Annotated in this window: 19 protein-coding genes and 1 pseudogene; 7 read left to right on the plus strand and 13 right to left on the minus strand. The window is 71.2% G+C overall.

All coding sequences use genetic code 11. From position 1 onward, the window contains the following. A pseudogene (locus B1L11_RS24470) lies at positions 1-210 on the plus strand (hypothetical protein); the annotation flags it as partial. Between the two features lie 118 nt (positions 211-328). Here the strand turns inward: B1L11_RS24470 and rraA are convergent. From rraA to mshB, 5 genes are all read right to left on the minus strand, one after another. Next, a complete protein-coding gene (gene rraA / locus B1L11_RS24475) occupies positions 329-811 on the minus strand; it encodes a ribonuclease E activity regulator RraA (protein WP_079316653.1) in 483 nt (160 codons plus the stop codon). 183 nt (positions 812-994) lie between these two features. After that, a complete protein-coding gene (locus tag B1L11_RS24480; protein ID WP_239108552.1) occupies positions 995-1843 on the minus strand; it encodes an MBL fold metallo-hydrolase in 849 nt (282 codons plus the stop codon). Positions 1844-2106: 263 nt separating this feature from the next. After that, complete coding sequence (locus B1L11_RS24485; protein WP_079316654.1) at positions 2107-2544, minus strand: hypothetical protein; 438 nt, start codon at positions 2542-2544, stop codon at positions 2107-2109. 37 nt (positions 2545-2581) lie between these two features. Then, entirely contained in the window at positions 2582-3013 is a 432-nt protein-coding gene (locus B1L11_RS24490) for a DUF6113 family protein (RefSeq protein WP_079316655.1), read from the minus strand. A 10-nt stretch (positions 3014-3023) separates the two neighbouring features. Further along, positions 3024-3929 carry an N-acetyl-1-D-myo-inositol-2-amino-2-deoxy-alpha-D-glucopyranoside deacetylase gene (mshB, locus tag B1L11_RS24495; protein WP_079316656.1) on the minus strand — a complete coding sequence of 302 codons (906 nt, stop codon included), beginning with the start codon at positions 3927-3929 and terminating at the stop codon, positions 3024-3026. A gap of 42 nt (positions 3930-3971) precedes the next feature. Between mshB and B1L11_RS24500 the strand changes: the two genes are divergently transcribed. After that, positions 3972-6035 (plus strand): DPP IV N-terminal domain-containing protein, encoded by a 2064-nt coding sequence (locus B1L11_RS24500; RefSeq protein ID WP_079316657.1) that lies wholly within the window; start codon positions 3972-3974, stop codon positions 6033-6035. A gap of 14 nt (positions 6036-6049) precedes the next feature. Here B1L11_RS24500 and B1L11_RS51795 read toward each other — a convergent pair whose 3' ends face one another. The 3 genes from B1L11_RS51795 to B1L11_RS24510 are packed head-to-tail and all read right to left on the minus strand — an operon-like array spanning position 6050 to position 9518. Next, positions 6050-6799: an ABC transporter ATP-binding protein gene (locus B1L11_RS51795; protein WP_256862846.1), complete on the minus strand. Its 750-nt coding sequence runs from the start codon at positions 6797-6799 to the stop codon at positions 6050-6052. Then, entirely contained in the window at positions 6784-7809 is a 1026-nt protein-coding gene (locus B1L11_RS51800; protein ID WP_256862847.1) for an ABC transporter ATP-binding protein, read from the minus strand. Before B1L11_RS51800 ends, B1L11_RS51795 begins: the two co-directional genes overlap by 16 nt. 2 nt (positions 7810-7811) lie before the next feature. After that, positions 7812-9518, minus strand: a complete 1707-nt coding sequence (locus B1L11_RS24510) for an ABC transporter ATP-binding protein (protein ID WP_079316658.1) — start codon at positions 9516-9518, stop codon at positions 7812-7814. A gap of 99 nt (positions 9519-9617) precedes the next feature. Between B1L11_RS24510 and B1L11_RS24515 the strand changes: the two genes are divergently transcribed. Both B1L11_RS24515 and B1L11_RS24520 read left to right on the plus strand, forming a co-directional pair. After that, a complete protein-coding gene (locus B1L11_RS24515) occupies positions 9618-9851 on the plus strand; it encodes an RNA polymerase subunit sigma-70 (RefSeq protein WP_079316659.1) in 234 nt (77 codons plus the stop codon). Beyond that, complete coding sequence (locus tag B1L11_RS24520) at positions 9852-10406, plus strand: Clp protease N-terminal domain-containing protein (RefSeq protein ID WP_079316660.1); 555 nt, start codon at positions 9852-9854, stop codon at positions 10404-10406. It abuts the gene before it with no gap. Between the two features lie 6 nt (positions 10407-10412). Here the strand turns inward: B1L11_RS24520 and B1L11_RS24525 are convergent, their stop codons facing one another. From B1L11_RS24525 to B1L11_RS24545, 5 genes are all read right to left on the minus strand, one after another. Continuing rightward, positions 10413-10763, minus strand: a complete 351-nt coding sequence (locus B1L11_RS24525; RefSeq protein WP_079316661.1) for an STAS domain-containing protein — start codon at positions 10761-10763, stop codon at positions 10413-10415. Positions 10764-10881: 118 nt separating this feature from the next. Then, complete coding sequence (locus B1L11_RS24530; protein ID WP_079316662.1) at positions 10882-11331, minus strand: anti-sigma factor antagonist; 450 nt, start codon at positions 11329-11331, stop codon at positions 10882-10884. Between the two features lie 114 nt (positions 11332-11445). Continuing rightward, the gene (locus tag B1L11_RS24535) at positions 11446-12186 is read right to left on the minus strand and encodes a succinate dehydrogenase/fumarate reductase iron-sulfur subunit (protein ID WP_079316663.1); all 741 of its coding nucleotides are present in this window, start codon (positions 12184-12186) and stop codon (positions 11446-11448) included. Beyond that, positions 12183-14114, minus strand: a complete 1932-nt coding sequence (locus B1L11_RS24540; protein ID WP_079316700.1) for a fumarate reductase/succinate dehydrogenase flavoprotein subunit — start codon at positions 14112-14114, stop codon at positions 12183-12185. The genes B1L11_RS24535 and B1L11_RS24540 overlap by 4 nt, the downstream gene beginning before the upstream one ends. 86 nt (positions 14115-14200) lie before the next feature. Further along, the gene (locus B1L11_RS24545) at positions 14201-15004 is read right to left on the minus strand and encodes a succinate dehydrogenase cytochrome b subunit (protein ID WP_306291702.1); all 804 of its coding nucleotides are present in this window, start codon (positions 15002-15004) and stop codon (positions 14201-14203) included. A gap of 209 nt (positions 15005-15213) precedes the next feature. Between B1L11_RS24545 and B1L11_RS24550 the strand changes: the two genes are divergently transcribed. The 3 genes from B1L11_RS24550 to B1L11_RS24560 all read left to right on the plus strand — a co-directional run bounded on the left by B1L11_RS24550 (position 15214) and on the right by B1L11_RS24560 (position 18943). Further along, entirely contained in the window at positions 15214-16140 is a 927-nt protein-coding gene (locus tag B1L11_RS24550) for a LysR family transcriptional regulator (RefSeq protein WP_079316665.1), read from the plus strand. An 83-nt stretch (positions 16141-16223) separates the two neighbouring features. After that, positions 16224-17375 carry a PP2C family protein-serine/threonine phosphatase gene (locus B1L11_RS24555; RefSeq protein ID WP_079316666.1) on the plus strand — a complete coding sequence of 384 codons (1152 nt, stop codon included), beginning with the start codon at positions 16224-16226 and terminating at the stop codon, positions 17373-17375. Further along, positions 17372-18943, plus strand: a complete 1572-nt coding sequence (locus B1L11_RS24560; protein ID WP_079316667.1) for an ATP-binding protein — start codon at positions 17372-17374, stop codon at positions 18941-18943. Before B1L11_RS24555 ends, B1L11_RS24560 begins: the two co-directional genes overlap by 4 nt. Positions 18944-18948: the final 5 nt, after the last annotated feature.

The raw sequence follows: 18948 nt of genomic DNA on the forward strand, positions 1-18948 counted from the left end.
TGCCCCCTACCCGCCACCATGTGCCAGATCGACCACGCCGACAACTGGAGCACCGGCGGCCTCACCGACCTGAAACTGCTCGGACCCGCCTGCCAGTTCCACAACCGCGACCGCTACCGCCACCCCGACCGCTACACCCGCCGCAAGGAAGGCACCGACCGCTGGGCCTTCACCTACCACCGGACCCGCACGAGGCGGCTGCGGGAGTGAGGCGGCAGGGCGGCGCACGGACAGCCACGGCCCGCGCGCCGGGCTCTGCGCGGGCAGGTGCCAGGGCGGGAGCAGGTGCGGGGCGTGGGCAAGTGCTGGGGAGCGGGTGCGGGGGAGCTCAGATGTCGAGGCGGTGGTCGCTGACAAGGATGCCGTCCTCGTCGCTGTAGAGCCACTCCTCCGGGGCGAAGGTCACGTCCCCGAAGGTCACCGGGACGTCTACCTCCCCAAGGCCGGTCTTGGCGCTCTTTCTAGGGTTGGTGCCGAGCGCCTTGACGCCGAGGTCGAGCCCGGCCAGCGCGGCCGTGTCCCGTACCGCGCCGTGGATCACTACGCCGGCCCAGCCGTTCTCCACCGCCGAGGTCGCGATCATGTCGCCGAGTAGCGCCGTACGCAGCGATCCGCCGCCGTCGACCACCAGCACCCGGCCCTCGCCCGGCGTCGCGAGCACCTGCTTGACGAGCGCGTTGTCCTCCAGGCAGCGGATTGTGGAGATCTGACCGGAGAATCGCGCGCGTGAGCCGTACGAGCGGAACTGGGTGACACAACTGCGCAGCGCGTCGCCATGGGCGTCGTAGAGATCAGCGGTCGCGAAGCTCATACCCGCATTGTGTCAGGGCCGCCGAGACCGCTGCCGCCGCCCGAAAGCACGCGATTCGTCAGGCCCTGTGCGCGAGAAGGTCGTTCCGGCGGCATCTGCGGACGCGACTGGCCAATGCCGCGACGTGCTTGGAGAGCGACCGTAGCCGCCCTCCCGCAAGCGCACCATCCCGGCGCCATCCAGTTAGAGCAGCGTACGGCTCTCGCCCACGGCGAGGTCCCACAGGTCGGCGGGGTCGAGGCCGCGTGACTCCCACACGGCGCGGGCCTCGCGCACGGGCTCCAGCAGCGGTTCGCCCGACAGCACGAACGTCCCCCAGTGCATGGTGGCCATCCGCCGCGCACCCACGTCGAGGCAGCCCTGTACGGCCTGGGCGGGGTCGACGTGGGACACCTTCATGAACCAGCGCGGCTCGTAGGCGCCGACCGGCATGAGAGCGAGGTCGATGCCCGGGTAACGCTCGCCGATCTGGGCGAACCGTTCCCCGTAGGCCGTGTCACCGGCGAAGTAGACCCGGTGCTCCGGAGAGGTGAGCACCCATCCGCCCCACAGGGTGCGGCAGGTGTCCCAGAGCGTACGGCGGCTCCAGTGGTGGGCCGGGACGAAGTCGAACGTCACGTCGCCGAGGCGGGCCGACTCCCACCAGTCCAGTTCGGTCACGTCGCGGAAGCCGCGCCGCCGGAACCATCCTCCGAGCTTGGCCGGTACGAAGACGGCCGTGTCCCTCGGCAGACGGCGGATCGTCGGCGCGTCCAGGTGGTCGTAGTGGTTGTGGCTGATCACGACCGCGTCGACCTCGGGCAGGTCGGACCAGGCGACGCCGGGAGGGGTCAGCCGCTGGCGCACGCCGGGGATCTTGCGGGACCACACCGGATCGGTCAGCACGGTCAGTCCGCCGATCTGGAGAACGAACGTCGCATGGCCGACCCAGGTCACCACGGTCTCGGTGGCGGCGGCGCGGGGCAGGCCGACACGGTGGACGGGAATCTGGTCGCTGTCACCGATGTCGGGCCGCAGCTGCCCGTGCCACATGACACTGGTGACCTCGCGGAAGTCCGGGAGAGGGGCGGTCAGCCTGTCGGCGAAACTGGACGGCCACCGGCGGGGTCCGGTCGGCCGGACAGTCGGCGCACTCGGCGCCTTCGGAACGGGAGAAACGGGGATTTCTGGGGCCTCAGGGCTTTCCGGTTGAATCGTCTGCGACATGGGGAACTCCCTTCCGCTCTCCATGATCCCCGCAGAGCCGAAAATATTCCTCCTACGACCGGTCGATTCCCGCCATGTTTCCTCCGCCCTCAGGGGGAAGGCGACCTACTCCCCCTTCTCCTCCACCACGGATGCACCTGGGGATAACCGCCGTCGTCCAGGCCGGCCATGCGCTCGAAAAGGTTCCACGAGGCCGGATGGCCGCAGACGGCGTACGAGACGGCCGATGCGAGCACGTACAGCACCAGCATGGGCAGGCCGACGCAGAACGCGTACTGCGTGGCATGGCGGGACTCGTGGTCGAGCAGGCAGCCGGTGAGATAGCCCTCCCCGTGCTTGGTCAGGATCACGTTGCCCACGGTGAACGCCCCGGCGACCGGGAACGGGATGCGATACCCGTGCGCGTAGACGAGGCCCCGCTCCCCTCTGCGGGTGCGGGCTCCGCCGATCCGCGCGATCAGCAGCCCGAGGGGCGTGGAGAGGTTGACGTAGTTGATGACCTGCCGGACCCGGTGCGACCGCCGCATGTCCCCAGGATCCGCGACCACTCCCGCCCAGACAACCTCACAGACGGCCGTACGACCGCAGCAGCCACGAACCGGCGGACCGCGTGACGACCACGGCCGCCGCGACGGCGACGGCGCCGCCGTACAGGTACCAGTAGCCGGCGGAGTTGCCCGCGATGGCGAGGTCGCCGGCCCGCTGCGGCGTGGCCAGCAGGAACGACACGAGGAGCCAGCCGGCGGCGGGGACGAGCGCGCCCAGCTTGCCGCCCATCAGCCTGCCCATGGCGTACGGCACGGCGAACAGGACGGCCAGCCAGGCGATCGCGGCGACCGGCACCTGCCCGGCGTACCACCCGTGCTGGAAGCCCCCGACGACGCCGAGCACCGCGCCCAGCAGGAAGAGCACGCCGTATGCCGCGCCGGTCACGGCCCCGGCCAGCGGGCCGGGATCGTCCTCGGTCTCGACGGCGACGTGCGTCTCCTGGGTCATGCCACTCAACCTATCCGACGCCGGCGAACAGGTCGGTCTCGCGGTCGTACGGCTCGCCGAGGCCGCCGACCTCGGGCGGAGCGCCGATGCCGGGCCGGCCGGGGACCCCCGCGCGCAGGATGAAGTGCTCGACCCCGAGGGCCTGCTGGCCGACGTTGTTCGACAGCGCGAACCACGGCGCGTCCACGGCGATCTGCGTCGCGTGCGCCCGCATCGCGTCGAGCTTGGCCTCCACATAGGGCCGGGCGTCGATCTCCGTCGTCACGTCCTCGTCGGCACATCCCGGCATGTCGTCGATCGACTCCGGCACCCAGAAGTCGACGTCCGCCTCGCGCATGGTCTCGATGGTCCGCCGCAGCACCGACTTGGGCATGGCGGTGTGGTAGAACTTCGCGATCCGCCACGGCTCCCCGCCGGGGAACGCGGGGTCGGCGGCCAGTTCGAAGGCCCGCCAGGAGACGCGGTGCGCCTGGATGTGGTCGGGATGCCCGTAGAAGCCGTTCTCGTCGTAGGTCACCAGGACCTGGGGCCTGACCTCGCGGATCACCTTGACCAGCTCGCCCGCGGCCTCGTCGAGGTCGGCCCGCCAGAAGCAGCCGGGGCGGTCGTTGGTCGCCGCGCCCATCATGCCCGAGTCGCGCCAGCGGCCGGCCCCGCCGAGGAAGCGGTGATCGGTGACGCCGAGCGCCTTGCACGCGGAGGCCAGCTCGCCGATGCGGTACTGACCGAGCGTGTCGTCCCTGTCGGCCGCGTGGTGGGCCAGCTCCGGGGGGATGACCTCGCCTTCCTCTCCCAGTGTGCAGGTCACGAGCGTCACGTGCGCACCCTCGGCGGCGTACTTGGCCATGATCGCGCCGGTGCCGATGGACTCGTCGTCGGGGTGGGCGTGCACGAGCAGCAAGCGACGGTCAGTCATGCCTCCGAGGGTAGTGCCCTCGTGCTGGCAGTATGAGGAGCTATGACGGAGAGCTTCCCGCGGTTGCATGCCAGGACCCGGCGGTTCACCCTCGGGGTGCCGCGCAACTTCACGATCTCCCCTGACGGCGGTCGGGTGACCTTCCTCAGGACGAGGTCGGGCACCGATCCGGTGACCTGCCTGTGGGAGCTGGACGTCGCGTCCGGAGCCGAGCGGCTCGTCGTCGATCCCCTCGCCCTGGGCGCCGCCGACGAGGACCTGCCGCCGGAGGAGCGCGCCCGCCGCGAGCGGACGCGGGAGTCGGCGGGCGGCGTGGTGGCGTACGCCACCGACCGGGAGGTGCGGCAGGCGGTCTTCGCGCTGTCGGGCGACCTCTACCTGGCCGACCTCGCCTCGGGCGAGGTGCGGCGGCTCCCGGCGGCCGGGCCGGTCATCGACCCCCGGCTCGATCCCACCGGCGCGCGGGTCGCGTACGTCACGGGCGGCGCCCTGCACGTGCTGGAGCTCGCCACCGGCGCGGATGCCACACTCGCAGAGCCGGAAGGCGACCTGGTCACCTACGGCCTCGCGGAGTTCATCGCGGCCGAGGAGATGGACCGGATGCGCGGCTACTGGTGGTCGCCCTCCGGTGACCGCCTGCTCGTGTCCCGCGTGGACGAGTCGCCGGTGTCCCTGTGGCACATCGCCGACCCGGCCAACCCCGATCGTCAGCCCGTCCCGCAGCGCTACCCCGCCGCCGGCACGGCCAACGCCGAGGTCACGCTGCACGTCATCGGCCTGGACGGCGCGCGTACGGCGGTGCCGTTCGAGCAGGAGTACCTGGTGACGGCGGCCTGGGACGGCCACGGCCTCGCGATCGTCACGCTCTCGCGCGACCAGCGGACCATGCGCCTGCTGGCGGCCGACCCGGACACGGGCGAGACGACGCTCCTGCGCGAGGACACCGACCCCGCCTGGGTGGACATCGTCACCGGCGTCCCGGCCCGCCTGTCGGACGGGACGCTCGTGTGGGTGGCCGACGCCGACGGCGGCCACCGTCTCATAATCGGCGACGAGCCGGTCACGCCGCCGTCCCTGCAGGTTCGCGCGGTGCTCGACGTCGACGGCGACACCGTGCTCTTCCAGGCGAGCGGCGAGCCCACCGAGATCCACCTGTGGACCTACTCGGCGGGCACCATCAGCGCCGTCACGACCGAACCGGGCGTGCACTCGGGCCGCCGGGCGGGCGGGGTGACGCTCGTCGCCCGGCAGAGCCTCGACACCGAGGGCACGACGGTTTCCGTCGGGTCGGTGTCGATCAAGTCCCTCGCCGAGCGGCCCGGACTGGAGCCGCGCGTGTCGCTCGTCCGGGCGGGCTCGCGCGAGCTGTCCACGGCCGTCCTGCTGCCCTCGTGGCACGTGCCCGGCTCGGGCCCGCTGCCCGTCCTGATGGACCCGTACGGCGGCCCGCACGCCCAGCGGGTGCTGTCGGCCCGGCGGATGTTCCTGGAGTCCCAGTGGTGGGCCGAGCAGGGCTTCGCGGTGATCGTGGCCGACGGGCGGGGCACGCCGGGACGCGGCCCGGCCTTCGAACGCGAGATGCTGCACGACTTCACGATCTCGCTGCAGGACCAGGTGGACGCCCTGCAGGGCGTGGCGGCCCTGCACCCGGGCGACCTCGACCTGTCGCGGGTGGCGATCCGGGGCTGGTCGTTCGGCGGCTACCTCGCCGCGCTCGCCGTGCTGCGCCGCCCCGACGTGTTCCACGCCGCCGTCGCCGGGGCGCCGGTGACCGACTGGCGGCTGTACGACACCTGCTACACCGAGCGCTACCTCGGCCACCCCGACGAGGGGCACTACGAGCACTCGTCCCTCCTCGGCGATGCCGAGAAGGGAGACGCGGAGAAGCTGGAGCGACCGCTGCTGCTGATCCACGGCCTGGCCGACGACAACGTCGTCGCCGCGCACACGCTGCGGCTGTCGTCGGCCCTGCTCGCGGCCGGCCGCCCGCACACCGTGCTCCCGCTGTCGGGCGTCACCCACATGACGCCGCAGGAGGTCGTCGCGGAGAACCTGCTGCTCCTGCAGCTCGACTTCCTCAGGAAGTCGCTGAACATCACCGGCTGAACCGGCTGACGGGACTACCGGGCGGTGCCGTGCCAGCTGTCCCACAGCGCGGCATAGGCACCGCCCGCGGCCACCAGGTCGTCGTGGGAGCCCAGCTCGCTGATCCGGCCGTCCTCCACCACGGCCACCCGGTCGGCGTCGTGCGCCGTGTACAGCCGGTGGGCGATGGCGATCACCGTACGGCCCTCCAGCACGGCCGCGAGCGACCGCTCCAGATGGCGGGCGGCCCGCGGGTCGATCAGCGAGGTCGCCTCGTCCAGGACGAGCGTGTGCGGGTCGGCCAGCACCAGCCGGGCGAGCGCGAGCTGCTGCGCCTGGGCCGGGGAGATCGCCGCGCCGCCCGAGCCGACCGCGGTGTCCAGCGCCTCGTCGGATCCATGACTCAGCGCCGCCACCCACTCCCAGGCGTCCACGGCCTCCAGCGCGCGGCGCACGTCGGCGTCCGAGGCGTCGGGCCTGGCGATCAGGAGGTTGTCGCGCAGCGTCCCCCGGAACACGTGGTGCTCCTGGGTGACCAGGGCGACGTGCCCGCGCAGTTCGTCGAGCGGCAGCTCGACCAGCGGCACCCCGCCGACCGTGACCGACCCGCTCCCCGGCGCGTGCACCCCGGCGATGAGGCGGCCCAGCGTCGACTTGCCGGCCCCGGAGGGCCCGACCATGGCCAGGCGTTCTCCCTGGCGTACGTCGAGGTCGATGCCGTGCAGCACGTCGTGGCCCTCGCGGTAGGCGTACCGGACGCCGCTCACCTTCAGCTCGTCCCCCACCGGCCGGCCTCGCCCGCGACCCTGTCGTCGGGCACGTTGGCCACGCCCAGCAGCCGGGCCATCGAGGCCCCGCCGACCTGGAGCTCGTCCACCCACGACAGCAGCCGGTCGAGCGGGTCGATGAGCTGCTGGACGTAGAGCGTCGCGGTCGTCACCTGGGCCACCGTCACCCAGCCTTCGATGGAGAACAGCCCGCCGATGAGCAGGGTCGCCACGACCGGCACCACGTAGCCGAACTCGACGGCCGGGAACCACACCATGCGCAGGCCCAGGGTGTACCGCTCGGCGGCGAACGACCGGGCGATGTCCCGGTCCGTACGGTCCCTGCGGCGGTCCTCCAGCCCCAGCGCCTCGATCGTGCGCGCGCCCTCGACGGTCTCGGCCAGGCCCTCGGTCATGTCGGCGTACGCCGCGTTCTCCCGCAGGTAGCCGTCCCTGGCGCGGTTGAGGTACCACCGGGTGGCGCCCCACAGCAGCGGCACGGCGACCAGCGACGGCACCGCCATCACCGGGCCGACGAGGATCACCGCGCCGACGACGAAGGTTCCCGTCACGACCGCGATCAGCGTCTCGGGCACGGCGTGCCGCACGCTCCGGGACAGCGCGTCCACGTCCCTGGACGTACGGGTGATGAGGTCGCCGGAACCGGCCCGCTCGACCGTCGAGAGCGGCAGCGCGAGCACGCGGCCGACGAAGTCCTCCCTCAGCTCGGCCAGCACCTTCTCGCCCAGCCGTGACGACGCGTACACCGCGAACCTGACCAGCACGGCCTGCGCGGCCACGAAGGCGGCGATGGCCAGGGCGACGGCGTCCACGCGCAGGTCGGTCCGGCCCTTGGCCAGGCCCTCCACGAGGTCGCCGAGCATGCGGGGCGCGACAAGCCCGGCGACCGCCGCCAGCGCGTGCAGGGCCAGTGCGAGGCCGAGCTCACGCGGATACTTCAGCGTCAGCCGCCGTGCGTAGGCACGCACCTGCGCCCGGTCGGCGACCGGCAGGATCTCGCGGGCCATGGTCAGTCTTCTCCCCGAAGCAACTCGCGTGTCACGGTCGAGCGGTACGCCGGCACCGTCTCCAACAGCGCCCGGTGGGTGCCCTCGGCTCGCACCACGCCGCCCTCGACGTACAGCACGTGGTCGGCCCGGTCGAGCACGAGCGGGCTGGTCGTGCAGACCAGGGTCGCCCGGCCCGCCCGCGCCTTGCCCAGCCGCTCGGCGACGCGCGCCTCCGTGTGCGCGTCGACGGCGCTGGTGGGCTCGACCAGGATCAGAATCTCCGCGTCGGCGAGCAGCACCCGGGCCAGCCGCAGCCGCTGCTGCTGGCCGCCGGAGAACTCGCGGCCCGACTCGGCCACGTGCGCGTCCAGGCCCTCGGGCAGCGCCGCCACGATGTCCTCGGCGCACGAGGCGTGCAACGCCTGGCGTACGTCCTCGTCGGTGGCCGTGCCCCGCACGTCCAGCTCGTCGCGCAGCCGTCCGCTGAACAGCCGCGCGCCGTTGTCGGCCACCAGGATGTGCCGCCTGACCTCGGTGAGCGGCAGCTCCGCCAGCGGCGCGCCGCCGAGCGTGACGTCGCCGGGGGCGAACCTGCCCAGGCGGTCGGCGATGGCGATGGCGTCCTCCGGCGCGGCCGCCGCGAGCGCCGTGAACCGGCCGCGCCGGACCTCGACGCCCGACTCGCCGTCGCGGAGTGTTCCTGCTCCGGTGAACACGCGGCCGTCGCCGCCGGTGATCTCGGATTCCAGCGACAGGATGCGGCAGACGCGGCGCGCCGCCACGTGCCCCTTGGTGAGCTTGTCGGCGGCCTCGGTCAGCGTACGCAGGGGCGCGATCAGGAAGACCGCGTAGCCGTAGAACGCGACGAGCTGACCGGGCGTGATGCGCCCGTCGAGCGCGAAGTGCGCGCCGAGCCAGGTCACGCACGCGATCAGCACGCCGGGCAGCAGGATCTGGGCGCCCTCCAGCAGGGACTCCACCGAGGCCACCCGCACGCCCGCCTGCCGTACGCGTTGCGACTCCGCCCGGTAGCGCGCGGCGAAGACCTGCTCGCCGCCGACGCCGCGCAGCACCCGCAGACCGGCCACGATGTCGGCGGCCCGGGTGGCCAGGTCGCCCTGCAGGTCGCGCTGCTCGTGCTGGCGCCGGTGCAGCGGCTTGAGCAGAGGACCCACCGCGGCCGCCATCAGCGGCACCCCGATCAGCACCACCAGGCCCAGCGGGACCGAGGTGGCGAGGAGGATCACGGTCACCGCGACGATCGCGACGGCCGCGCCGCCGCCCCGCAGGAGGATGTCCATGGCGTTGCCGATGTGCGCGATGTCGGAGTTGCCCACGCTGACGACCTCGCCCGTCGAGAGGCGCTTCGGCAGCGTCGCCCCGAGTCTGGCCGCCTGCCGTACGGTGACCTGCACGGTGCGGTAGGCCGCCGACAGCCATGCGAAGGTCGCGAAGCGGTGACGTGTGACGCCCGCGACCGCCTGGACCACGCCGAGACCGAGCACCACCAGCGACCAATTGATCAGCGTGCCGGCGTCCGCCGCGGCCATCGCGTCGATCGCCTTGCCCAGGGCCGCCGGCACGAGCGCCTGTCCCAGCCACCACAGCACCGCCAGGCCGACTCCGGCCAGCATCGAGCCGGCCTGGCCGCGCGCCACCCACCACAGGTAGCGCAGCGGCCCGCGGGCGTCGGGAGTACCGGGATCGGCCACAGGAAGAGAGCGCATGGTCGTTCCAGGCTCGCAAAAACGCAGGTTGAGGGGCAAATCGTTTTCCGGCGTCAACCAAGGTTGACACGGACGGGTTTGTCAACCTATGTTGACGACATGAGCGATACGGCACAGCTGGCGAGCGACGCCGGCAGCCGCGATCCGGCCGTCGGCCTGCGGGCCGTACGGGCCCTGCGGCTCCTGGTGGAACGGCTCGAAGCGCTGCAGGTGGAGAACGCGCGCACCGCGGGGTGGTCGTGGCAGGACATCGCGCTCCTGCTCGGGGTGTCCCGGCAGGCGGTGCACAAGAAGTACGCCGGTGGGCGAGGACTGCTGAGACGGGAGAAGTAAATGTTCGAACGGTTCACCGACGACGCCCGGCAGGTCGTCAAGCACGCGGTGGAGCAGGCGCGGGAGCTCCGGCACGAGCAGGCGGGCACCGAGCACATCCTGCTCGGTCTGCTGACCCCGCAGACGCCGTCCGCGCGCCTTCTCGCGGCCCACGGGATCGACCACGCGGGGGTGCGCGCGGAGATTGTCCGCATGCGCGGCGACCTGACCGGCGAGGGCATCGACGCCGAGGCCCTGGAGTCGATCGGCATCGATCTGTCGGCCGTGCGGGAGAAGGTCGAGGGCGTCTTCGGGCCCGGCGCCCTGGACCGTGCCCCGCAGCGCGACCGCCGAGGGGTCCTCGTCAGCGGCTGGCGCGTTCCGTTCGGGCCACGGGCCAGGAAGGTGCTCGAACTCTCGCTGCGCGAGGCTCTCGCGATGAAGAGCAGGAGCATCCGGGACGGGCACATCCTCCTCGGCGTCATCCGGGAGGGCGAGGGCCTGGGCGTACGCATCCTGACCGACGCCGGGATCGACCTGTCCGAACTCCGGGAGGAGGTCAAGAGCGGCCTGTGACGGCCGTCAGTCGTGCAGGGCCGCCAGGGCGTCCGCGACGGTCTCGTAGATGGGGAACGCGGCGTGCAGCCCGGTCACCGTGAGGATCCTCCGGAAGACGCCCCGAACGCCGGCGAGCTTCATGAACCCGCCCGCCTCGACGGCGCGGTCGTGCGCCTCCAGCAGGAGCCGCAGGCCCATGGAGTCGCAGAAGGTCAGCTCGGAGGTGTCCACCACCAGCCGGGTGCCGCCCTCCTCACGCAGCTTGCCGAGCACGGTGCGCAGCCGCTCGCCGGAGATCACGTCCAGCTCGCCGGTCAGGGTGACGAGAGTGTGCGTCGCCTCATGGCTCACCGTGACGCCAAGTCTCGTCGTCATCGCCTGTCCTCATCCTGAGAGATCTTCCTCTTGAAAGATCTACAGAGAAGTTACACCTCTACTTACCCCGGCAGGCAGAGGGAGGCAAGGAGGACAGGGCGGCGGAGGCCGGCACCGCTCAGCGGTCCCCGGCGGTCTCGTACAACCCGCCGGAATCGGAGTCGGAGTCCGGCCGCCGGCGGCGGGGGTTGCGCGGACCGGCGTCGGCCGCGTGGCCGAGCGCCTCCGCGACGGTCGGGTGCTGCTCGAACACGTTCCGCAGGCCGGTGATCGTCAGCACCCGGCGCAACACGCCCTGTACGCCGCTCAGTATCAACCGGACGTTCAGGGCCTGGCCGCGCTGCAATGCGGAGATCAGCTCGCTCAGCCCCCGCGAGTCGCAGAACATGAGCTCGGCGACATCGAGCACGAGGACGGACGTCCCGGGCGACTCCCAGACCCGGTCCAACTCGTCATGGAGCAGGTGAACGGTCCCTGCGTCGAGATCGCCTTCCACACGTACGACGACGGCCGCGCCATGGACTGCGGACGCGACCTTCAAGGTGGAACGTGGACCGGTCACGGGCATGCTCACTCCCTCGCCTGCGGGGACACGGCAGGCGTGTTACGCCAACACAAATCACACGTTACCCGGGAGGAGAGGTGATTATGTTCCGGCTGACCGGTCCACGTCACTCGTCTGCTACTTCGAGGCGGCCTTGAGGTAGTCGGCGTTCATCTGAGCGATCGTGTCGAACGGGATGCCCTTCGGGCACACCGCCGTGCACTCGCCGGTGTTGGTGCAGCCGCCGAAGCCCTCGGCGTCCATCTGCTCGACCATCGCCCTGGCGCGCGACTCGCGCTCCGGCTGACCCTGCGGCAGCAGGCTCAGGTGGGTGATCTTCGCCGCGGTGAACAGCGAGGCCGAGCCGTTGGGGCAGGCCGCGACACAGGCGCCGCAGCCGATGCAGGTCGCGGCGTCGAAGGCGGCGTCGGCGTCGGCCTTCGGCACCGGGACGGAGTGCGCCTCCGGGGCGGACCCGGCGGGAACGGAGATGAAGCCGCCCGCCTGGATGATCCGGTCGAACGCCGACCTGTCCACGACGAGGTCCTTGATCACCGGGAACGCGGCGGCCCGCCACGGCTCGATCGTGATGACGTCGCCGTCCTTGAAGTGCCGCATGTGCAGCTGGCAGGTCGTGGTGAGCTTCTGCTCGCCGTGCGCGACGCCGTTGATGACCATGCCGCACATGCCGCAGATGCCCTCGCGGCAGTCGTGGTCGAAGGCGACCGGGTCGTCGCCCTCCAGGATCAGCCGCTCGTTGAGGACGTCGAGCATTTCCAGGAACGACATGTCGGGAGAGACGTCTTCGACCCGGTAGGTCACCATCCGTCCCTTGTCCGACGAGCCCTTCTGCCGCCAGATCTTGAGGGTCAGGTTCACTTGTAGCTCCGCTGGGTCATCTTGACGTACTCGTAGTTCAGCTCTTCCTTGTGCAGGACCGGGCCCTCCGGAGTCCACTCCCACGCGGCGACGTAGGCGAAGTGCTCGTCGTCGCGCAGCGCCTCGCCGTCCTCGTCCTGCGACTCGGCCCGGAAGTGGCCGCCGCACGACTCCGTACGGTGCAGCGCGTCGATGCACATCAGCTCGGCGAGCTCGAAGAAGTCGGCCACCCGGCCGGCGCGTTCGAGCGCCTGGTTGAGCCCCTCGGCGTCGCCCGGCACCTTGACGTTGTTCCAGAACTCCTCGCGCAGCTCGGGAATGCGCTCCAGCGCCTTGCGCAGCGATTCCTCGGTGCGCTCCATGCCGCAGTAGTCCCACATGATCCGGCCGAGCTCGCGGTGGTAGGAGTCGGCGGTGCGGTTTCCGTTCACGGACAGGAGCTTGTCGATCTTGTCCTGGACGGCCTTCCTGGCCTCCGCGACGTCCGCGTCCTCGACCGGCCCGAACGAGCCGGCCCCGGCGAGGTAGTCGCCGATCGTCGTCGGCAGCACGAAGTAGCCGTCCGCCAGGCCCTGCATGAGGGCCGAGGCGCCCAGGCGGTTCGCGCCGTGGTCGGAGAAGTTGGCCTCGCCGATCACGAACAGCCCGGGGATCGTGGACTGCAGGTCGTAGTCCACCCACAGCCCGCCCATCGTGTAGTGGACGGCCGGGTAGATGCGCATCGGCACCTCGTACGGGTTCTCGCCGGTGATGCGCTCGTACATCTCGAAGAGGTTGCCGTACTTCTTCTCGACGGCCTCCCGGCCCATGCGCCTGATGGCGTCGGCGAAGTCGAGGTAGACGCCGAGCCCGCCGGGACCGACGCCGCGGCCCTCGTCGCAGACGTTCTTGGCGGCGCGGCTGGCGATGTCACGCGGCACGAGGTTGCCGAACGCCGGGTAGATGCGCTCCAGGTAGTAGTCGCGCTCGTCCTCGGGGATGTCGCCCGGCGCGCGGTTGTCGCCCTTGCGCTTGGGCACCCAGACGCGGCCGTCGTTGCGCAGCGACTCCGACATCAGCGTCAGCTTCGACTGGTGGTCGCCGCTCTGCGGGATGCAGGTCGGGTGGATCTGCGTGTAGCAGGGGTTGCCGAAGTAGGCGCCCTTCTTGTGCGCCCGCCAGATCGCCGTGGTGTTGCAGCCCTTGGCGTTGGTGGACAGGTAGAACACGTTGCCGTAGCCGCCGCTGGCGAGCACGACCGCGTCGGCGAGGTGGGTCTCGATCTCGCCGGTGACCATGTCGCGGACCACGATGCCCCGGGCCCGGCCGCCGCTGACGATGAGCTCCAGCATCTCGTGGCGGGTGTGGACCTCCACGTTCCCCGCCGCGACCTGCCGCTCCAGGGCCTGGTACGCGCCGAGCAGGAGCTGCTGGCCCGTCTGGCCGCGGGCGTAGAAGGTGCGCGACACCTGGGTGCCGCCGAACGACCGGGTGTCGAGCAGGCCGCCGTACTCGCGGGCGAACGGCACGCCCTGCGCCACGGCCTGGTCGATGATGTTCACGCTGACCTGGGCGAGGCGGTAGACGTTCGACTCGCGGGCGCGGTAGTCGCCGCCCTTCACCGTGTCGTAGAACAGCCGGTAGACGCTGTCGCCGTCGCCGCGGTAGTTCTTGGCGGCGTTGATGCCGCCCTGCGCGGCGATGGAGTGGGCCCGCCGGGGCGAGTCCTGGTAGCAGAACGACTTGACCTTGTAGCCCAGCTCGCCGAGCGTGGCCGCGGCGGAGCCGCCGGCGAGGCCGGTGCCGACGACGATGACAGTGAGCTTGCGCTTGTTGACCGGGTTGACCAGCTTGGCCTGGAAACGGCGCTTGTCCCAGCGGTCCTCGATCGGGCCCGCCGGCGCCTTGGTGTCCTGGATGGGCTCACCCACCCGGTAATACCCGACGATGGCCGGCTCCGCTGTGCCCCGGCTCTCCTGCCGGCTCTCCTGCTGGTTCTCGTGCTGGTTCTCTTGCTGGGCGCGGCGACGGAACTTCACTTGACCACTCCGATCAGAATGCAGACGGGCGCGGCGACGAACCCGAGCACCAGCACCGCGGAGACCGCGACGGCGATCGTCTGCAGCGTGCTGCGGACGCGGGGGCGGCGGGTCAGACCGAGCGACTGGAACGCGCTCCACAGGCCGTGACGCAGGTGCAGGCCGACCATCACCATGGCGACCAGGTAGAACAGCGCCACCCACCAGCGGTCGGGCTGGAAGCCGGCGATCATCCGGTCGTACGGCGTGGCGTCGCCGCCCTTGGGGTTCACCGTGCCGAAGGTCATGTCCAGCAGGTGCCAGATCACGAACAACACGATGATCACGCCGCCGTACCGCATGGTGTGCGTGGCATACCCGTTGGCCTGTGACTTCCGCTTGGCCGCGTACTTCACGGGCCGCGCCTTGGCCGCCCTGCGGGCGAGCGACACCGCCGCCCACATGTGCAGCGCGACGCAGACCACGAGCACGATCTCGGTGATCGTCAACAACGTCCGGTTCGGCAGTGCGGGCGAGCCCACGGTGCGCAACCAGTCGGCATAGTGGTTGAAGGAGTCGGCACCCAGGAAGATCTTGAGGTTGCCCAGCATGTGGCCGATCAGGAAGAGCACGAGAACGGCGCCCGTGACGGCCATGACGGCCTTCCTGCCGGCCGAGGTGCCGAGCAGGCCGCGACGGGCGGGCGTACGCGGCGCGGGCCCGGCGGGCTTGTGAGGTGCGTTATGCGTGGGAACCGGAGCGGTCGCCGAGCCCCTGTCCACAGAAGCAGAGTCCACAGAGTGGTCAACAGTGGCAGTCACGAATGCACACGCTAGGTTCGCGCTGTTCAGACGTCCAAGTCATGACAGGTCTGGTTTCGATAGCCCCCGGCTATGTGCTCTGTCCCACACGGTTTCCCAGAGTCGAAGGTCCCTGGGGTGTGCGACGAAACTCACACCCCGTTCACACGGATCCACACCACGGGGGGCGCATCGAGCCGGTTTCGGCGATAGCCCTAGGCTATTGAGGTGTGCAGCTCCAGCAACTGGCCTACTTCATGGCCGTGGCCGAGACGCGGCACTTCACCCAGGCCGCGGAGCGTATGCGGGTCGCCCAGCCGTCGCTGAGCAAGCAGATCAAGAGCCTCGAGACCGAGCTGGGAGCGCCCCTGTTCAGCCGGGCCCGGGGCAACGTCACGCTCACCCCGGCGGGTGAGGCGCTGCTCCCGCTCGCGCGCCGCATGCTCGCCGACGCCGAGACCGCCCGGCGCGAGGTCGCCGAACTCGCCGGGCTGCGGCGGGGGCGGGTGCGCCTCGGCGCGACCCCGTCGCTGTGCGCCGGGCTGCTGGCCGACGTGCTGGCCCGCTTCCACCGCGACTATCCCGGGGTGGAGCTGAAGGTCGAGGAGGGCGGGTCCCGCGACCTCGTCCGCGACCTCGCCCGGGGCCAGCTCGACCTGGCGCTGATCATCCTGCCGCTGCAGAGCAGCGACCCGTCCCTGGTGACCCAGGAGATCCTGAGAGAGAACCTCGTCGTGGCCTCCACGTCGCCCCGGGGGCGTAGATCGTACCTGCGGATCGAGGACCTGCGCGGACGGCCCATGGTCATGTTCCGCAGGGGCTACGACGTGCGCGAGGCGACGCTGGCGGCCTGCCGGCAGGCGGGGTTCGAGCCGCGCTTCGCGGTGGAGGGCGGGGAGATGGACGCGGTGCTGCGGTTCGTCGAGGCGGGGCTGGGCATCGCGGTGGTGCCTTCGATGGTGCTGGAGAACCGGCCGAGGCTGACGGGCACGCCGTTGCTGCCCGGGCTGCGCCGTACGGTCGCCCTCGCCCACCGCAAGGACGTGGAGCCGACTCGGGCGGCTCAGGCCTTCCGTGGGACGCTGTTGTCGTTCCTCGGCGAGGCCGCGCGTGATGGGACGCTTCCCCAGGGAATAGAGGCGCTCGTTGACGTGTGAGCCCTAACCGAGCAATCCCCAGACGATAGGTTTGTGCACACGATGCTGCACGACGATGATGCCGACGCTGACGAGAGGCGTTCGTGACCCCGGTCTCCCCTGATCTGCCCGATCCGCTCACCCTCCTGCTGATCGAGGACGACGCCGGTGACGCGTTTCTCGTCGAGGAGTTGCTGGCGGGCGCAGAGAGGCCGCCGAAGATCACCTGGGCGCGGACGCTCGCCGAGGGACGCGCACGGCTCACCGACGACGTGCAGTGCGTGCTCGTCGACCTCTCCCTTCCCGACGCCTCCGGGCTCGAGGCGCTGCAGCAGGTCCTCGCCATGGCCACGGACACGGCGGTGCTCGTCCTCACCGGGCTCGGCGACGCGCACGTCGGCATCGAGGCGGTCGCCGCCGGAGCCCAGGATTTCCTGGTCAAGCAGGACGTCGACGCCCGGCTGCTGATCCGCGCCATCCGCTACGCCATCGAGCGCAAGCGCGCCGACCTCGCCATGCGCGAACTCCTGCAGGAACGCATCGTCAGCAAGGAGAACTCCCGGCTCGAACGCGGCCTGCTGCCCGTCCCCCTGCTCGACCCCACGCTCCTCCACCACCAGGCCCGCTACCTTCCCGGACGTTCGGGCGGGCTGCTGGCCGGTGACTTCTGGGACACCGTGCAGACCCCCGACGGCGCGGTGCACGTGCTGATCGGCGACGTGTGCGGGCACGGGCCCGACGAGGCCGCCCTCGGCACGGCGCTGCGCATCGCCTGGCGCACGCTGGTGCTGGCCGGGCAGACCGGCAACGACGTGCTGCGCACGCTCGACACGCTGCTGCGGCACGAGCGCAAGTCGCCCGAGATCTTCACCACGATGTGCACCGCGACCATCGCCCCCGACCTGACCAGCGCCCGCCTGCACGTGATCGGCCACCCACCGCCGCTGCTGCTGCGCGACGGCGTGCTCGGCGTGGTCACCGAGACGCCGTCGGGCCCGCCGCTCGGGATCTTCCCGGACATCGTGTGGACCCCCATCGACGTCACCCTGGGCGAGCGGTGGTCGCTGTTGCTCTACACCGACGGCCTGATCGAGGCGACGGTCGGCGAGAACCGCGACCTGCTCGGCACCGAGGGGCTCGCGAACCTGATCCGCGCCCAGGCGGGGATCGACCTCGACCGCATCATCGCCAGTCTCGACGGCGCCATGCACGACGACGTCGCGGCCGTCCTCGTGTCCCGTGGTGACGACCAGTGAGCTCGCCGGCCCCGCTGCCCCCGCTGCCGCCGTCCGCGCGGGGCTCCCGCCTGCGGCTCAGCCGGTGGTTCGTGCTCGCAGGAGCGGGCGTCCTGCTCATCTTCGTGATCGCGGTCAGCGCCATCCTGCTCGCGCTCTCCTCGACGCACGAGGCCAGGCAGACCCTCGTCGACGCGGTCGATCCCGCCGCCCTGCAGACGCTGCGCGTCGCCCGGGCGGTGCAGGCGCAGGAGGGCGCGATCCGCGGATACGGGCTCACCGGCGAGCAGCAGTACCTCGACACCTACCGGCAGGGGGTCTCCGAGGAGCGGTCGGCGACCGACGCGATCGCCAGGCTCGTCCCCGAGTTGCCCCAGGGGTACGGCGTCCGCCGCCAGATCCGCGCGATCAGCGATGCCACGACCGCGTGGCGGCGCGACTACGCCGAACCCGTGGTCGAGCGGACACTCAAGAGCGGCCCCGGCCCGCTCACCGACCTGGCCAAGAGCAACCTCCAGCGCTTCTCCGCGGTCAGGAGCGCGCTCGACACGCAGCAGGCCCTGCTGGGGCGGCTGCACGATGTCGCGAGGGATCGGCTCTACTCCGGCTGGAACACCATCTATATGGCGGTCGCGGCGCTGGTCGGCGTGATGGTGCTGGCGATCGTGTTCTGCGCGCTGATCGTGCGCCGCGCGGTCGTGAACCCGATCGCGCGGCTGACCCGGCAGGTGCGGGCGGTGGCGGCGGGCGACTTCGACCACGAGCTCGGGGTCGAGCGGCCGGCCGAGCTGTGGGAGCTGTCGGGCCACATCGACGGCATGCGCCGCCGGATCATGACCGAGTGGCAGTCGTCCGCCGAGGCCCGCCAGCAGCTCGCCGAGCAGGCCGAGGAGCTCAAGCGCTCCAACCGCGAGCTGGAGCAGTTCGCCTACGTGGCCAGCCACGACCTGCAGGAGCCGCTGCGCAAGGTGGCGAGCTTCACCCAGATGCTGGAGCAGCGCTACGCCGACCGGCTCGACGACCGCGCCCGGCAGTACATCGGCTTCGCGGTCGACGGCGCCCGCCGCATGCAGCTGCTCATCAACGACCTGCTCGACTTCTCGCGGGTGGGCCGGGTCGGCGGTGAACCGGAGGAGATGGACACGGGCGACGCGCTGGCCGGCGCGCTGCGCAACCTCGACGCCCGGCTGTCGGAGACCGGCGCGACGGTCACCCACGACGACCTGCCCAAGGTCGTCGGCAACCGCACGCTGCTGACCCAGCTCTTCCAGAACCTCGTCAGCAACGCGCTCAAGTTCCGGGGCGAGGAGCCTCCCCGCGTCCACATCGGCGTACGGCGGGACGGCGACATGTGGGAGTTCAGCTGCTCGGACAACGGGATCGGCGTCGATCCGAAGTACGCCGACCGCATCTTCCTGATCTTCCAGCGCCTGCACCCGAGGGACGTCTATCCCGGGACGGGCATCGGGCTGGCCCTGTGCCGCAAAATCGTGGAATATCATGGCGGCCGGATCTGGCTCGACACGAACGAGGACGCCGGAGCCACGTTCCGCTGGACCCTGCCGGCCCTGGGAGACCCCGATGAGTGAGCGCC

Origin of the sequence: Microbispora sp. GKU 823 (assembly GCF_002027145.1) — a bacterium.
Taxonomy (GTDB): domain Bacteria; phylum Actinomycetota; class Actinomycetes; order Streptosporangiales; family Streptosporangiaceae; genus Microbispora; species Microbispora siamensis.

Bases quoted from the DNA above. Each gene is read 5' to 3' on its own strand.
- rraA (WP_079316653.1), bottom strand. From the start codon at position 811: ATGAGCTTCGCGACCGCTGATCTCTACGACGCCCATGGCGACGCGCTG.
- B1L11_RS24485 (WP_079316654.1), bottom strand. From the start codon at position 2,544: ATGCGGCGGTCGCACCGGGTCCGGCAGGTCATCAACTACGTCAACCTC.
- B1L11_RS24480 (WP_239108552.1), bottom strand. From the start codon at position 1,843: ATGTGGCACGGGCAGCTGCGGCCCGACATCGGTGACAGCGACCAGATT.
- B1L11_RS24510 (WP_079316658.1), bottom strand. From the start codon at position 9,518: ATGCGCTCTCTTCCTGTGGCCGATCCCGGTACTCCCGACGCCCGCGGG.
- B1L11_RS24490 (WP_079316655.1), bottom strand. From the start codon at position 3,013: ATGACCCAGGAGACGCACGTCGCCGTCGAGACCGAGGACGATCCCGGC.
- B1L11_RS24520 (WP_079316660.1), top strand. From the start codon at position 9,852: ATGTTCGAACGGTTCACCGACGACGCCCGGCAGGTCGTCAAGCACGCG.
- B1L11_RS24525 (WP_079316661.1), bottom strand. From the start codon at position 10,763: ATGACGACGAGACTTGGCGTCACGGTGAGCCATGAGGCGACGCACACT.
- mshB (WP_079316656.1), bottom strand. From the start codon at position 3,929: ATGACTGACCGTCGCTTGCTGCTCGTGCACGCCCACCCCGACGACGAG.
- B1L11_RS24500 (WP_079316657.1), top strand. From the start codon at position 3,972: ATGACGGAGAGCTTCCCGCGGTTGCATGCCAGGACCCGGCGGTTCACC.
- B1L11_RS24515 (WP_079316659.1), top strand. From the start codon at position 9,618: ATGAGCGATACGGCACAGCTGGCGAGCGACGCCGGCAGCCGCGATCCG.
- B1L11_RS51800 (WP_256862847.1), bottom strand. From the start codon at position 7,809: ATGGCCCGCGAGATCCTGCCGGTCGCCGACCGGGCGCAGGTGCGTGCC.
- B1L11_RS24530 (WP_079316662.1), bottom strand. From the start codon at position 11,331: ATGCCCGTGACCGGTCCACGTTCCACCTTGAAGGTCGCGTCCGCAGTC.